This is a genomic window from Flavobacterium pokkalii (assembly GCF_014596575.1).
Taxonomy (GTDB): domain Bacteria; phylum Bacteroidota; class Bacteroidia; order Flavobacteriales; family Flavobacteriaceae; genus Flavobacterium; species Flavobacterium pokkalii.
This window is the reverse complement of sequence record NZ_NASZ01000001.1, coordinates 275,053-291,128: the sequence shown is the minus strand read 5'-3', so window position 1 is coordinate 291,128 and position 16,076 is coordinate 275,053. Positions and strand designations below refer to the sequence as shown.

Here is a 16,076-nt window from a genome sequence, read left to right as displayed (position 1 = left end):
ATTACTACAAACAAGAAAACTAAAATTGTGGCTACTCTTGGGCCTGCTTGCAGCACGAGAGAAACCATAAAAGATATGGTTGAAGCAGGTGTAAATGTATTTAGAATCAATTTCTCTCATGCTGATTACAATGATGTAAAAAACAGAATTGAAATCATCAGAGGACTTAACAAAGAATTTGGATACACCACAGCCATTCTAGCAGACTTACAAGGACCAAAACTTCGTGTTGGAGTAATGAACGACGGCGTTGTTGTAAACGACGGTGATTTGATCACATTTACTACTGCCGAAGACATTGTAGGAACTGCCGAAAGAGTTTTCATGAAATACCAAAACTTTCCAAACGACGTAAATCCGGGAGAAAGAATCTTACTAGACGATGGAAAATTAATTTTCGAAATCGTTTCTACAGATAAAAAAACTGAAGTAGTTGCCAAAGTAATCCAAGGTGGCGAATTGAAATCTAAAAAAGGAGTTAACTTACCAAATACTAAAATATCTCTTCCGGCTTTGACTGAAAAAGATATCGCTGACGCTATTTTTGCTATTGAGCAAAAAGTAGACTGGATTGCTCTTTCTTTCGTAAAAACACCACAGGATTTGAAAGATCTTCAGGATTTAATCGCAGAACACTCTGAATACAAAATTCCAATTATTGCCAAAATCGAAATGCCGGAAGCATTAGAAAACATGGACAAAATTGTAGCTTATTGCGACGGTTTAATGGTGGCTCGTGGAGATCTTGGAGTTGAATTACCAGCTCACGAAGTTCCATTAGTACAAAAAGACTTAATTCGCAGAGCTAAAACAGCCAGAATTCCGGTTATCGTTGCTACTCAAATGATGGAAACGATGATTAGTAGTTTAACTCCAACTCGTGCCGAAGTTAATGACGTTGCTAACTCGGTTATGGATGGTGCCGATGCAGTAATGCTTTCGGGAGAAACAGCTGCCGGAAACTACCCGGTACAGGTAATTAAAAAAATGACTCAGATTTGCGAAGCAGTAGAAAACTCTCCGTTAATTCAGGTTCCTCAAAATACACCACAAATTAAAACAAAACGTTTTATCACTAAAACTATTTGTCGTCATGCTGCAGTTATGGCCAACTCTATCGAGGCAAAAGCTATTTCTACAATGACTAACAGTGGTTACACAGCATTTCAATTATCAGCCTGGAGACCTAACACCGCTGAAATTTTAGTTTTCACTTCTAACGAAAGAATCCTAACGCAATTAAACTTACTATGGGGTGTTAGAACTTTTTTCTATGATAAAGAAGAAAGTACCGATACTACTGTAACGGAAATCAATAATATTGCTAAAGAAAACGGACATGTTCAAGCCGGTGACTACATCATCAACCTAGCTTCGATGCCTATTAAAGAAAGAGGAATGGTTAACACTTTGAGAGTTTCTGAAATTAGCTAAAAAACTATTTTCCTTAAATACTAAGTCCGTCCCGATTTATCGCGACGGATTTTTTTATTCAAAAAACTTTCAACAAAACTAAATTCATTTTTAAATAGCGAACAACAAGTTTTATCTTCAAAATAATTCTTCAGGAATTATCCTTCGAAAATTTTAAGACTATTTAAACATTCAAATGCAAAATAAAATTTATATTTGACTAACATAAAATGAATGTATTATGAATTTTAAATCTAAAAATCCTTTTTTAAACAATAAAAGCTTTTCGCCAACTTCGAGAGCCGAACAAGTACACGAAGCAACTGTAATTGGTTTAGAACAAGAAATGACACTTTCGGGAACCATCAACAAAACTATTTTACTATTCTTATTACTTACAGCATCGGCAATGGTAATTTGGTGGTTAACTTTTAATGGAATGAACCCTATTATTCCCGCAATAGGAGGAGCAATAATCGGACTAATTCTGGTAGTTATTTCCTCTTTCAAACCCCAGTATTCATCATATCTTGCTCCGGGTTACGCTCTTTTTGAAGGCTTGTTTATCGGAGGAATTTCAGCCATATTTGAAGTTCAATATCCTGGAATTGTTATTCAGGCTGTTGGAGCTACTTTTGTAACTTTTGCCGTTTGTTTAGGATTATACAAATATCAAATTGTAAAAGTTACCGAACAATTTAAATCGATTGTATTAGCCGCAACCTTAGCGATTGCTACTTATTATTTAATTTCCTGGTTGTTTTCATTATTCACAAGCTTCCAGCCTGTACATTATGGAAATTCCTTATGGAGTATTGGTATCAGTGTTTTTGTAATTGTAATTGCAGCTCTGAACTTATTTTTAGACTTTGACCAAATTGAGCAAGGTGTTCAAAAAAGAATGCCAAAATACATGGAATGGTTTGGCGCTATGGGACTAATGATTACCCTGGTTTGGCTTTATGTTGAATTCCTAAGATTACTTTCCAAATTATCCAGCAGAGATTAATTTCGTAACAAAATATTCAATACTAACCCTTCTCACAAAGAAGGGTTTCTTTTTATTTAAAAGTCAAATTTTAATTGCACTGCTACCACTGCTTTTTTTACTTCAGTATTTAAATTACTCATCGAAATCCCGAGTAAACGAACGGAATCTTTCATGCGCTCCTGATATAATAGTTCTTTAACCGTTTCCAGAATCAAACCTTTATCAGCGATAAAATAAGGCAAAGTTTTACTTCGGGTTTGCTGTGTAAAATCGCTATACTTAATTTTTAAAGTCACTGTTTTTCCGGAAACTTTATGCTTTTTAAGTCTGCGCTCCAAACTATTCGCAATCAGTTCCAATTGTTCCAACATAAAAACTTCCGAAGAAAGATTTACTTCAAAAGTATGTTCGGCAGCCACCGATTTTGCAATGCGACTGGGTTTTACCTCACTATTATGAATACCGCGCACTACATTGTAGTAATAACTTCCTGACTTACCAAAGTGTTTTTCTAAGAATTCTAAAGATTTACTTTTCAGTTCCAATCCGGAAAAAATACCCAACTGATACATTTTTTCGGTCGTGACTTTACCAACTCCGTAAAACTTCCGAATTGGCAAAACTTCCAAAAACGGAATTACTTCTTCCGGAGTAACCGTTTTTTGGCCATTAGGTTTATTATAATCACTGGCAATTTTAGCCACAAATTTATTAATCGAAATCCCCGCTGAAGCCGTTAATCCCACTTCATTATAAATACGATTTCGAATTTCCTGCGCTAACAAACTGGCACTTGGATTTCCTTTTTTGTTTTGGGTCACATCCAAATAAGCCTCATCCAGAGAAAGCGGTTCAATCAAGTCAGTGTAATCACGAAAAATTTTATGAATTTGATTCGAAATTTCCTTGTATCGTTCAAAACGCGGACGAACAAATATAATGTCAGGACAATTTCTCTTAGCCAAAATCCCGCTCATAGCCGAACGAACACCAAATTTTCGAGCCTCATAACTGGCCGCTGCCACCACACCCCGATTTTCGGCACCACCAACCGCAATAGGTTTTCCCCGAAGTTCAGGATTATCCATTTGCTCCACAGAAGCAAAAAAAGCATCCATATCGATGTGTATGATTTTTCTATTCGGATTCATTTCGGACATACAACAAAATTAGGCTCAATTTTTCAAAATGAAATCAATAAACTCAAAATATTTGATACTTTTGAACATCAAAAAGCCGTAAAAAACACCTTTTAAACTTATTTATAAAATGCTGGAAATAGAACGAAAATTTTTAGTCAAATCAGACGCTTATAAAAACGAAGCTTTTACACAAAAACGCATTAAACAGGGTTATTTGAATTCAAATCCGGAACGCACTGTTCGCATCCGAATAAAAGACAATAAAGCTTATATTACCATAAAAGGCAACTCCAATGCCTCCGGCATGTCGCGTTTTGAATGGGAAAAAGAAATTCCCGTGGAAGATGCCCAAAATTTATTGTTGCTTTGCGAAACAGGAGTTATCGACAAAACACGTTATGAAGTAAAAATAGCTAACAACATTTATGAAGTGGACGAATTTCACGGAAAAAATGAAGGATTAGAAATGGCCGAAATCGAACTTCAATCAGAAACAGAATCGTTTGAAAAACCCGATTGGTTGGGAGAAGAAGTAACCAACGATAAACGGTATTACAATTCGTATTTAAGCAAAAATCCTTTTAAAAACTGGTAGTTATTTTATAACTTCTTCGATAGTTACGATAATAGAACCGGCTCCTTTATTTGATGCAATTTCCATAAATGCTCTCTTAGTCAGGTCTATTTCTCTGGATCTAACAAAAGGACCTCTGTCAATCACTTCTACAAATACAGATTTCCCATTTGCTTCATTGGTTATTTTCAGCTTAGTTCCAAAAGGAAATTTTTTATGAGCCGCAGTATAATCTCTATTGCTGAATTTCAATCCGCTTGCAGTGCGTTTTCCATTAAATTTATCGGCATAATAAGAAGCATGCACACTTTTTTTATACACTTTCAATTTCCCGATTGCTTCACCAAAAAGAGTATCGGTTACGACACCTTTTTTATCAACTGTAAAAGGAAGTTTTCTCGGAACATTATCTTCTTCCGGACCGGCAACTTGTTGATTATTTACCTTTTGTTCGGAAGTTTTAGCACTTTGAGCGTTAGCAAAAACAACCGCAGCAAATAAAAAAAGTAGTGTTGTTATTTTTTTCATATTAACTTTTTAGTTCAAATCTATTTAAAACAAAAACCATACCTCGATAAAAAAAGTCCTAAAAAGGACTTTTCTAAGTTTTTATTGAAACCATAACGACCAAGGAATTCTACTTAGTATAAGTACTAATCCTAAACCGTAAAAAATAGTAAATGTTTTAAATTTAGACTCGCTTGTGGTTAATTTTTTATGTTTAGACCATCCAATTGTAATCAACGTAATAGCAATGATGTTAATTAAAGGATGCTCTAATGAAGTTAAACGTAACATTTTGTCTGACATTTGCCCTAAAGAAGTAAACCCAAGCGGAGAAACAAAATACAATACCAATCCAATTAACAATTGTGTATGAGTTCCAATTAATCCAAAAATCGCAATCTTTCTGTCTTTGGCTGTAAACTCTTTTTTAGCTGTAAAACCTATAAAAGCGTTTACTACCGCAATTACTAACAATACAAGTGCTATATAAGCCCAACCCGAATGAAACTTTTGAATAAATACGTCCATATTTTTGATATTTTTTTTTAACAAATATAAACAAAAAAGGCATAAAAAAAACCCCGTATTACTAAAAGCAAATCGGGGTTTTGTCATTTAAAATCAGTACTTTTTAAAATAAGAACTGATAATCAAACATTTAAGCAAAAACCAGCAAAATGTTATTTATTTCTTAAAAAATGACTTAATAATGAAGCAGTTGAGCTATCATGATTTTTAACTTCATTCGCATTAATTTCGTCCAGGATAGAATTAGCCAATTGCTTTCCTAATTCTACTCCCCATTGATCATAACTAAAAATGTTCCAAATGAATCCCTGAACAAAAATCTTGTGTTCGTATAAGGAAATCAATGAACCTAAAGACTTCGGAGTTAATTTTTGAATCAAAAATGTATTTGTTGGTTTGTTTCCTGCAAATACTTTAAACGGTAATAAAAACTGTGCCGCTTCAGCCGATAATCCCTGTTTATCAAATTCTGCCTGTACTTTGCTCTCGTCTTTCCCGTTTAACAACGCTTCGGTTTGAGCAAAAAAGTTAGACATTAATTTATCATGGTGGTTATTGTCCCCATACAAAGGCTGAACATAACCTATAAAATCGGTTGGAATTAATTTAGTTCCCTGATGAATCAATTGAAAGAAAGCATGTTGTGCATTAGTTCCCGGTTCACCCCAAATAATAGTTCCCGTTTGATAATCCACAGTCTTACCATCGCGACCTACACTTTTTCCGTTACTTTCCATAGTTCCCTGTTGTAAATAAGGTGCTAATTTTTGCAAATACTGCGTATATGGAATCAAAGCTTCACTTTCGGCATCAAAGAAATTATTATACCAAACACTCAACAAAGCCAAAACAACCGGAATATTTTGATCAAAATCAGCTGTTTTAAAATGTTCATCCATTTCATTTGCTCCGTTCAACAAAGCTTCAAAATTTTCAAAACCAACCGCCAAACTGATTGACAAACCTACCGCACTCCAAAGTGAAAAACGACCACCAACCCAGTCCCACATTGGGAATACATTGTCCGGATTGATTCCAAATTCAGTCACTTTTTGCAAATTGGTCGAAACCGCCACAAAATGTTTTGCTACATCTTCCTGAGTAGCCGATTGTAAAAACCATTTTCTAATCGTTTCTGAATTGGTTAAAGTTTCCTGAGTTGTAAAGGTTTTGGAAACAATAACAAATAGCGTTGTTTCCGGATTTAATTTTTTAATTACTTCATTCACATGGTCACCGTCAACATTGGAAACAAAATGAACATTCAACTGATTCTTGTAATATTGCAAAGCTTCCACCACCATTGCCGGCCCTAAATCAGAACCTCCAATTCCGATATTCACCACATCGGTAAAGGCTTTCCCGGTATATCCGGTTTTTTTACCCGAAACAATTTCGTTTGTGAAATTTTTAATTTTATTTTTTACCTCATATACCTCCGGAACAACATTTACACCATTTACATTAATCACCGCCGAATCTTTGGCTCTCAAAGCCGTATGAAGCACCGCTCTGTTTTCAGTTTGATTAATTATTCCTCCTTCAAAATAATCCTGAATTCCGTTCTTAAGTCCCATTTCATTAGCCAACTCAAGCAACAAATTCATTGTTTCCTGATTCACAATGTTTTTAGAATAATCAATTAAAAAATCCTTCCACAGAATACTGAATTTTTCTGCTCTTGAAGCATCCTGTTTAAACATTTCCTGCATGGAAACATGTTGCAATTCTTCAAAATGTTTTTCAAGCTTCTTCCATGAAGCAGTAAGCGTTGGATTTAGTGTACTTAAAGCCATTTATTATTTGTTTTTAGTGTTTTTAGATGGTCGTAAAAATACTGAATTTAGTTCGAATAGCCGGAAAAATCCCCACTATATAATTAAAAAACCAACCAGTTTCTAGATAAAAAAAGAGAAGTAAGTTGCTAACAATTACTTCTCCTTTATATTTTCAGTGATTACTAATTCGCATTATAAATTACCGATACTGTCCAACTCTCTCTTTAGCGGCTCAATCGTTTTTAAGAATCTTGCTTTATTCCTGCTTTCCATTGGTGTTCCTGTAGGCAATTTTAACCTTAAAGCATCCACTTGTACTCCATTTTTCCAAAAACGATAACACACATGCGGCCCTGTTGCTAAACCGGTACTTCCTACCCTTCCGATAACATCCCCCTGATTGACATGTTGTCCGCGTCTTACCAGAATTTTAGACATGTGTAAATACTGAGTCGAGTATGTTCCATTGTGTTTTACTTTAACATAATTTCCGTTTCCGGCAGTATAACCTGTTCTCTCAACAACCCCGGTGGCTGTTGTCATAATAGGAGTTCCGGTTGGAGCCGCATAATCAGTCCCTTTATGCGCTTTCCATTTATGCTGAACAGGATGGTATCGGTTCATAGTAAATCTAGATGTAATTCGACTAAACTTAATTGGCGATTTCAGGAAGAAATTTTTCATCGTCTTACCCTCCTCATCATAATAATCAACTTTTCCCGATGCTTCATTCTGCACAAATGGGAAAGCGTACATAATCTTGCCTCTGTATTCAAAAAAAGCAGCTTCAACATCGCTTACTCCATTATAAATAGTATCATTTATGTAGCGCTCGTTGAAAGCAATCCCAAAACGATCTCCTTTTTTCAGCTTAAAGAAATCGATGGACCAGGAATAAATTTTTGTAATCTGACTAGCTAAATTAGCCGCAACACCAGCATTTGATAAAGTTTCCGACAAAGAACCTTTCAAAACTCCGGTAATTAATCTTCTTTTAAAAGTAACCGGTCTGACTTTTTTGTGAGCCACCACCGCCGAATCCCGAAGATCAAAAATATAATAGGTTAAATCATTTGGCTGATATACAAAAACCTGAAGTTTATTGGTTTTATCCTTAGAACGCAACATCGTGTAAGCCTTATTAGGACGAATCACACGAACATCAAAAGTATCTTTAATACTGTTTACAATTTCATAAATTTTACGTTCTCCAATGTTTTGTTTACTTATAATTGTTCCAAAAGTATCTCCTTTTCTAACGGTATCCTGAATCACATTAAAATCAGCAAAATTAAACCCAAAATCCGAATTGTCTTTTTGGGGAATTTCCTTCTTTACCAGTTTCTTTTTTTCCGTTTCTTTATCTGATTTTTTACAAGATACGACGAGAGTTAATGCAATTATAAATGTTAAAACGTATTTCAAACTTAATCTATTTATTCAATTCTACTTAAATTATTATTTTATTGTTCCTTTCCCCAATTTTCAATTTCATCCTTAGACCAAAGTTCCGGAAAAAATATCCTTTTTTGATGTTTCGGATGCATGTATTTACGCCAGTCGCTTCCTCCGGTTGCTTCGCCATCTCCCATACCACTTTGATCAATATACTTAACCGCAACATTAAAATGCTGCATTACCCATTTAATATTAACAGTATAATCTAAATGACGCATCGCTTCTTTCAAACTTAAAGATTCCTGATCTTCTAAAGGAAGCTGTTTGTATTTTTGCCAAATATTAATTGTTTTATACTCCTCCATATAAGTCAAAAAAGCAGCCTTATATTTTTTTTCAAAAGAGCTTAAAGTATAAGATTTCGCATCTGTTTGCTGCTCTTTTCCGGCAGCCTGCCAATACAGCATTTCAAACGCATTTTCATTCGAAATAGTATGATCAAAAGTTGCTCTGAAACGACTATCTATTAAATTAACCAAATCGGTAGCACAAAATTCAATCAAACGATATTGCGCGCTTTGAAATCCGCTGGCCGGCGTAAGCGTATTTCTGAATTTCATATACTGATTAACATCCATTCCGTTTTCCATAATAGAAAAAGAAGTTGTCAACATATCAAAATAACGGCTAATGCGCGCTAATCGGTCGATAAAAAAATAGGCTTGAATATTGACTGCATGAGAGATTTGATTCATCTCCCAAAGAATCATTTTGAATATCAATTCGTTAATCTGATGATAAACAATAAAAACCATCTCATCAGGAAGAACGGTTCTTTGAACCTGCAAATTTAATAAGGCATCCGTTTGAATATAATCCCAATAATTTATTGGTTTAGACCACAGCAAGCCTTCAAGCTGAGTCTCTGTCTTTTGATTAATAGACTCGTACTTTTGCTCTATTTCTTTTAAAATAGCTGCTGTATGCTCATTAATATTCATTATTTCTTTATTTTAAAAGGAGCCTTCAATCCTTTAAAAGCATCCAAATCGGCCTTTAGTGAACCCACTGCCAAATCGGCTTTAATGCGCAATGGCAACCTGTTATCATCATCTGAAACCCAAACCGTTAAACTTTCCTGTTCTTTAAAAACCCTGCCCGATTGTACTAATGGTCTAAAAATCATAGCTGGAACGGTTCCAAATTTAGTTGATATATTTTCACGACCCATAAACTTTAACTTAAATTTTGTGGTTTCGTCGTCAAAAAACATATCGATTTCAATAGATTCTCCGGGTTTAATCTTGTCAATCGTAGGATAATTTCTCAGATAATAAAAAGTAGATAATATATCCTGAGTATTATCAGGAATAACAAAGGTTTTTTCAGTTTTCTTTTTATAATCTTTTACCGTAACTCTATTAGCTGACTGATTAAAAAAACCTTCCTGATTTTTGGTATAACCTCCTTCGTTTATTTTTCGGACAAATTGATACGGATTACCGGAATCTTTATCTATATAGCTTTCATAGAGATCTTCCACTTTGAAAAAAAAACGGGACAAACCCGTAGTATATCCTTTCCCTACAACGTGAAAAACTTTTTTTTGATTAATTACAGCATCCTTAACTTCCAGAGTGGCATAACCTGCATTTACAAAACCATAGTGAACTCGAAATTTAAACCATTCGCCCACACCAAATGCATCGTCAGAATGAGAATCAAAACTTACGGTTAAAATCAACAACAAGAGTAATATTATTTTTTTCATAATTTACTAAATTTCTTTTTATTGATTTAATTGGCAAAATTTGTTCCAAATATATCAAAACAAAAAAACCCAGTCAAATTAATGACTGAGTTTTTATGCTATTAACCAACCAAAAAATTATAAATTATTAAATTTATATAAACCAAAAGGAAACCACCCCTCTTGTTTTGATACGACAAAGATACGGCAAGAAAATGCGATTTCTACAACAAAAATTCAGTTTAACAAAATTTTAAAACAAGATTCGGAAGGATTAGCCTTTTTTTTTGAATATCATAAAAAAAGCAAGGATAAAAAATTAAACTCATAATTTTTGGTTTACCTCAAAAATTCAAAAAACGGTTGATTTTACACTTATAAGCTTTTTTTAACTAAAAAAACGCCTGAGATTTGACTAAAAACAACCGTTCTCAATCTTTGTTAAATAATGATTTTATAGTTTTCGGGATTTAAAAAGGAAAACCAACACTAAACCAGGTATAACTTTTTCCGGTTTCCGGCGACCAGCTTCTTTTTATCTCAATAGGCCCAATAGCTGTTTCTAAACCATAACCTAAAGCATAGCCGGATATTTGCGGAATTGAAACCCAATCAACCGTTTGAAAAATATCCTCACCTATATTGGCATAATTTGCCGTAAAATTAAGATGATTGTTTTTGAAGACTTCATAATCCAATGTCAGTGTTGATTTAATGTAACTATTGCCGCCCATGCTCAGAAAATCATAGCCGTAGAAATGGCTGAAATTATTAGAAACATTATACCCAAATCCTCCCAGAATGAAATTAAAGAAAGACACACTCTTACCTCCAATGGCAAATCCTGCTTCGGTTTGAAATCTTACCGTAGCCGACTTAAACAACTGAAACGCCACTCCAAAATCAGCCTTAGCAATTGAAAAAGGACTGAATTCCCCTGTATAATCGGAAGAATACAAATAGGAATGAATATCTCCTGAAAACGACCAACCTCTTTTTGGAAAAAATTTATCGTCCATAGAATCAAAATTCAAGCGACCAAAAACACTCAGATAATCACTTTTATCAATTTTAGGATCGGTATTCGCCAGCGTTTTAGAATTAATATTCAAATATTTATATTCCACACCGCCACCAATCAGGAAACGTTGGGCAAACATGGTTTGAAAATACAACTGATTTGTCAAATCAAACAAATCAACATTAAGAGACTGAATGCCTAAATCCTCAAAATTCAGATTACTAATTTGCCCTTCTACATTTCGATTAAACTGATTTAAAAAAGATTTGAATCCCAAACTGATATTGTATCCGTTTTCGATATAATAGTCAAAATTATACCTGAAATTATCTCCCAAAATCACATCTAACGAAGCTACATCATTTTTAAAAAAGTTTTTCTTATGCGTTAGATTAATTAAAACCGAACTTTTATACAAGCCATCATAATGCAAGCCAAATTTCAAAAAATTATTTATCGGATTTTCTTTTAATACCAAATTCAAATCGTCCTTTCCGTTCTCATCCTCAAATGAATAATCGATGGCACTAAAGTTTTCCGTTGCATTCAGATTATTAATTCCGGTTTGCAATTGACGGTAACTGATTTTGGTTCCCGGTTTAAACCGCAACTTTCCGTAGATATATTCTTTGGTATAATTTCTCAATTTGTTGCAGTTTATAGCAGCAATTTGCAAACTATCCGACTGTTGCTCTAATTTTGGTTTTTTATAATTTTTAGATTGAGCACCTAATTGTTTTAATCGTTCAAAAACCGAAAAAGCAGCTTCTTCACCTCTGCTCAAAATTACATCACCGCTGTCAAAAGACATCACCCCGTATTCTCTCACATCGGGACGAATATAAATATCCGTTTTTAAAATATTCTGCTTCATTTTATCAATAGAATGAAGGTTGGTTATTTGCACCAAAATTTTAGTAGCATCATTGAGTTCTTTTCTGTCCAGTAAATCATTTTGAACATCCACACCGATAATAATATCAGCTCCCAATTTTCTAACTTCATCCACCGGATAATTATTAACCACACCGCCGTCAACCAAAAAGCGATCCTGGTATTCAACCGGAGAAAACAACGACGGAAAAGCAGAACTCGCAATCATCGCCTGGGCCAGATTCCCTTTGTTCAACACCACTTGCTCGCCTGTTTCAATATCAGAGCCAATACACAAAAAAGGAATCGGAAGTTTATTAAAATCTCTTACATGGCGAACATTTCTGGTGATTCGGCTTAGCAAATTAAAATTATACAACCCTTTAGAAAGCGCATCCGGAATACCAATTTTGTATTTGTTAAATGGCAAAACCAACGAATAAACTTCATCATTGCGTTTCTCATAAAAGTTCTTCGTTTGCCGCGGAATATAATCACTCAACAATTCATCAAAATCGGTTTCTTTAAAAATAGAATCAAGCTGGGCAGCATTATAACCTGCCGCATACAAACCACCCACAACAGCACCCATACTGGTTCCGCCAATATAATCAATCTTAACTCCGGCCTCTTCAATTACTTTAAGAACTCCAATATGAGCAAATCCTTTTGCACCACCGCCACTTAAAACCAAACCTATTTTAGGTCTGTCTTTTTTTTGGGAAAACATAGTTAAACCACTAAAAAAAACAAGTAACAAAAGGATATATTTTTTCATAAAACAAGATTCGGTTTTAAAAATTAAACATCTTTACTTCTATCATTGTGCTGTGCTTTTGTAAAAATCGGTAATTTTTTTGGCTTTTGATACTCCTACCACCTCCGAAATCTCTTTTTCTGTAGCCAATTTCAATCTTTTAACACTTTTGAAATGCTGAATCAGCGCCAACATGGTTTTCTCTCCAATTCCGGGAATCGATTCTATCGAAGAATTCAAAGCTCCTTTGCTTCTTCTGTCGCGATGATGCGTAATCCCAAAACGATGCGCTTCATTCCGCAAATGCTGAATTACTTTTAAAGTCTCCGATTTTTTATCCAAATATAAAGGCACCGGATCATCCGGATAAAACAATTCTTCTAATCGTTTGGCAATACCAATAATGCTTATTTTTCCGCGCAACCCTAAATCATCCAGACTTTTTAATGCCGAAGACAACTGCCCTTTTCCACCGTCAATAATAATTAGTTGCGGCAAAGATTCCTTTTCGTCCAACAATCGTTTGTATCGACGATAGACTACTTCTTCCATCGAAGCAAAATCATTCGGTCCTTCGACAGTTTTGATATTAAAATGACGGTAATCTTTTTTGCTTGGTTTTCCGTCTTTAAAAACTACACAGGCCGAAACGGGGTTAGTTCCCTGAATATTAGAATTATCAAAACACTCAATATGTCGCGGCTCAGCCGGCAAACGCAAATCTTTCTTCATTTGCGCCATAATTCTATTGGCGTGCCTATCAGGGTCAACGATTTGCAATTGCTTTAATTGTTCTATTCGGTAAAATTTAGCATTTCTTTCAGACAAATTCAGAATTTGTTTTTTATCTCCCAATTGTGGCACAGTCACTTTTATATTTTCGCCTAAATCCACGACAAAAGGCACAATAACTTCCTTAGACAACAACTGAAATCGCTCTCTGAGTTCCACAACAGCCAATTCTAACAACTCTTCATCCGATTCCTGCAATTTCTTTTTCATTTCTAAAGTATGGGAACGAATAATAGAGCCATGTGAAATTTGTAAAAAATTCACATAAGCCGAACTTTCATCCGAAACAATAGAAAAAACATCAACATTGGTAATTCTCGGATTTACAATGGTAGAACGCGATTGATAATTCTCCAGAACTTCAATCTTCTCTTTAATTTTTTGGGCTTCTTCAAAATGCATTTGCTGCGCCAAATCCATCATCAGTTTTCGGAAATCTTTGAGACTTTCTTTGAAATTTCCTTTTAAGATTTCGCGAATTGCATTCACCTGTTTTTGATATTCTTCTAAAGATTCATAACCCTCACAAGGACCTTTGCAATTTCCAATATGGTATTCGAGACAAACCTTAAATTTTCCGCTTTGAATATTCGCATCACTCAAATCAAAATTACAGGTACGCAACGGATACAATTCCTTAATTAAATCCAAAATAGTATTTACAGTCTTAAAACTGGTATAAGGTCCAAAATATTCCGAACCGTCTTTAACCATTCTTCGGGTTGAAAATATTCTCGAAAAAGGTTCTTTCTTAATACAAATCCACGGATAACTTTTGTCGTCTTTTAAATTGATATTGTAACGAGGCTGAAGGGTTTTTATCAAATTATTTTCCAGCAAAAGTGCATCAGTTTCTGTAGGAACCACAATGTGTTTGATAGTCACAATTTTTTTGACCAAAACATTCGTTTTAGCTGTATCATGAATTTTATTAAAATAAGAAGAAACCCGTTTTTTTAAATTCTTCGCCTTTCCCACATATAAAATTTTGCCATCTTTATCGTAATACTGATAAACACCGGGACTGTCTGGTAAAGTTTGAATTTGAAGTTCGAGAGCTGTTTTTTGCATTAGAATTTAGTTTCAAAAAAGATAAGAAAATCCCAAAACAAGCTGTTTTAAGACCCTTATTTGAATTCTAATCAAATTTACGAATTACAAATAATTATTTCTACTTTTAACTTTTTAATTCCACGCATAAAATCAAACATGGGAAACACTAAAACAGAATTACGCTCCAAATACAAATCACTACGCAAACAACTTTCGGAAAACGACATCGAAGAAATGAGTTTAACCATTGCTAATCAATTGTTGAAACTCGACATTTGGGACAAAAATTATTTCCATGTTTTTCTACCCATTGCCGAACATCAGGAAGTGGATACCGAATTGATATTGCACCTGCTTTCCGGAAAAGACAAAGAAATTCTGATTTCAAAATCGGATTTTGAAACCCGCAAAATGACCCATTATCTTTTAACTGATAACACTAAAATTAAAAAAAACGAATACAATATTCCGGAACCGGTTGATGGCATTGAAGTACCTTCGCAAAAAATAGAAGTTGTTTTTGTACCGCTTTTAGCTTTTGACAAAAAAGGACACCGCGTGGGTTACGGCAAAGGTTTTTACGATAAATTCCTGAGCGAATGCCAATCCGGAACTATCAAAATAGGACTTTCCTTTTTTGAAGCCGAAGAAAAAATAGACGACCTTCATGAAGCCGACATGCCACTGAATTATTGTGTAACGCCAAACAGCATTTATACATTCAACTAATAAAAAAAACCCGACATTATAAAATATCGGGTTTTGCTTTTATATCATTTCACTATTAATGTTTGTGAAAAGCTTTTTTATTAAAAACGATTAAGATTCCAACTCCGGTTGAAATGGCCACATCGGCAACATTGAAAATAGCATTAAAGAAAGTAAAATCCCTGCCGCCCCAAAGCGGTAACCATTGTGGTAAATTGCCATGCCAGAAAGGGAAATAAAACATATCCACTACTTTTCCGTGAAAATATTCACCATAAGGCTCATTGGAAAATAAAGTTGCTAATTGTGAAGTACTATCGTCAAAAATCACTCCGTAAAAAACCGAATCAATAATATTTCCAAATGCACCTGCCAAAATTAAAGCGATGGCTACGATTAAATAATTACTACTGTGTTTTCTTTCTATAGAATCCCACAACCAGTAACCTATACCTCCAACAGCCACTAAACGAAACAAAGTAAGAATCAATTTCCCGTAAGCTCCCGGAATTTGAGTTCCCCAAGCCATCCCTTCATTTTCTATAAAATGAATTTTAAACCAATTGAAAACCTCAACCTCTTCTCCTAATATAAAATTAGTTTTTACATATATTTTAGAAATCTGATCTACCAGTAATACGAGGAAGATAAGCAGATACGCTTTTCGTAATGACATTTTAAAAATTTTAAGTGCGCAAAAATAGAATAAATTATAAAAAATAAATTCCAAACTCCAATAATTTTATCATTATTACTGGCATTTGGAATTTATAGATAGGAATTTCGATATT

The 16,076-nt window shown here is 34.3% G+C and carries 14 protein-coding genes; 4 read left to right on the top strand and 10 right to left on the bottom strand.

The window, feature by feature from the left end; genetic code table 11:
- The gene (pyk, locus tag B6A10_RS01280) at positions 1–1,434 is read left to right on the top strand and encodes a pyruvate kinase (RefSeq protein WP_055091324.1); all 1,434 of its coding nucleotides are present in this window, start codon (positions 1–3) and stop codon (positions 1,432–1,434) included.
- A gap of 220 nt (positions 1,435–1,654) precedes the next feature.
- Complete coding sequence (locus B6A10_RS01275) at positions 1,655–2,422, top strand: Bax inhibitor-1/YccA family protein (RefSeq protein WP_188219403.1); 768 nt, start codon at positions 1,655–1,657, stop codon at positions 2,420–2,422.
- A 56-nt stretch (positions 2,423–2,478) separates the two neighbouring features.
- Here the strand turns inward: B6A10_RS01275 and dinB are convergent, their stop codons facing one another.
- Entirely contained in the window at positions 2,479–3,564 is a 1,086-nt protein-coding gene (gene dinB / locus B6A10_RS01270) for a DNA polymerase IV (RefSeq protein ID WP_055091260.1), read from the bottom strand.
- Between the two features lie 109 nt (positions 3,565–3,673).
- Between dinB and B6A10_RS01265 the strand changes: the two genes are divergently transcribed.
- On the top strand, positions 3,674–4,141 hold the full coding sequence (locus B6A10_RS01265) for a CYTH domain-containing protein (protein WP_188219402.1): 468 nt from the start codon (positions 3,674–3,676) through the stop codon (positions 4,139–4,141).
- On the opposite strand, the gene B6A10_RS01260 is transcribed toward B6A10_RS01265, so the two are convergent.
- From B6A10_RS01260 to uvrC, 8 genes are all read right to left on the bottom strand, one after another.
- The gene (locus tag B6A10_RS01260; RefSeq protein ID WP_055091259.1) at positions 4,142–4,648 is read right to left on the bottom strand and encodes a septal ring lytic transglycosylase RlpA family protein; all 507 of its coding nucleotides are present in this window, start codon (positions 4,646–4,648) and stop codon (positions 4,142–4,144) included.
- A gap of 81 nt (positions 4,649–4,729) precedes the next feature.
- On the bottom strand, positions 4,730–5,155 hold the full coding sequence (locus B6A10_RS01255; RefSeq protein WP_188219401.1) for a hypothetical protein: 426 nt from the start codon (positions 5,153–5,155) through the stop codon (positions 4,730–4,732).
- Positions 5,156–5,307: 152 nt separating this feature from the next.
- Positions 5,308–6,951, bottom strand: a complete 1,644-nt coding sequence (gene pgi / locus B6A10_RS01250) for a glucose-6-phosphate isomerase (RefSeq protein WP_188219400.1) — start codon at positions 6,949–6,951, stop codon at positions 5,308–5,310.
- 174 nt (positions 6,952–7,125) lie between these two features.
- On the bottom strand, positions 7,126–8,358 hold the full coding sequence (locus tag B6A10_RS01245) for a peptidoglycan DD-metalloendopeptidase family protein (protein ID WP_188219399.1): 1,233 nt from the start codon (positions 8,356–8,358) through the stop codon (positions 7,126–7,128).
- A 38-nt stretch (positions 8,359–8,396) separates the two neighbouring features.
- Positions 8,397–9,332, bottom strand: a complete 936-nt coding sequence (locus tag B6A10_RS01240) for a tryptophan 2,3-dioxygenase family protein (RefSeq protein ID WP_188219398.1) — start codon at positions 9,330–9,332, stop codon at positions 8,397–8,399.
- Positions 9,332–10,102, bottom strand: a complete 771-nt coding sequence (locus tag B6A10_RS01235; RefSeq protein ID WP_188219397.1) for a DUF3108 domain-containing protein — start codon at positions 10,100–10,102, stop codon at positions 9,332–9,334. The genes B6A10_RS01240 and B6A10_RS01235 overlap by 1 nt, the downstream gene beginning before the upstream one ends.
- A gap of 449 nt (positions 10,103–10,551) precedes the next feature.
- The gene (locus B6A10_RS01230; protein WP_238929348.1) at positions 10,552–12,753 is read right to left on the bottom strand and encodes a patatin-like phospholipase family protein; all 2,202 of its coding nucleotides are present in this window, start codon (positions 12,751–12,753) and stop codon (positions 10,552–10,554) included.
- Between the two features lie 42 nt (positions 12,754–12,795).
- A complete protein-coding gene (gene uvrC, locus B6A10_RS01225) occupies positions 12,796–14,595 on the bottom strand; it encodes an excinuclease ABC subunit UvrC (RefSeq protein WP_188219396.1) in 1,800 nt (599 codons plus the stop codon).
- A gap of 138 nt (positions 14,596–14,733) precedes the next feature.
- On the opposite strand from uvrC, the gene B6A10_RS01220 reads away from it, so the two are divergent.
- On the top strand, positions 14,734–15,306 hold the full coding sequence (locus tag B6A10_RS01220) for a 5-formyltetrahydrofolate cyclo-ligase (protein WP_188219395.1): 573 nt from the start codon (positions 14,734–14,736) through the stop codon (positions 15,304–15,306).
- Positions 15,307–15,361: 55 nt separating this feature from the next.
- On the opposite strand, the gene B6A10_RS01215 is transcribed toward B6A10_RS01220, so the two are convergent.
- Positions 15,362–15,961 (bottom strand): lipoprotein signal peptidase, encoded by a 600-nt coding sequence (locus B6A10_RS01215; RefSeq protein ID WP_188219394.1) that lies wholly within the window; start codon positions 15,959–15,961, stop codon positions 15,362–15,364.
- Between the last annotated feature and the right edge of the window lie 115 nt (positions 15,962–16,076).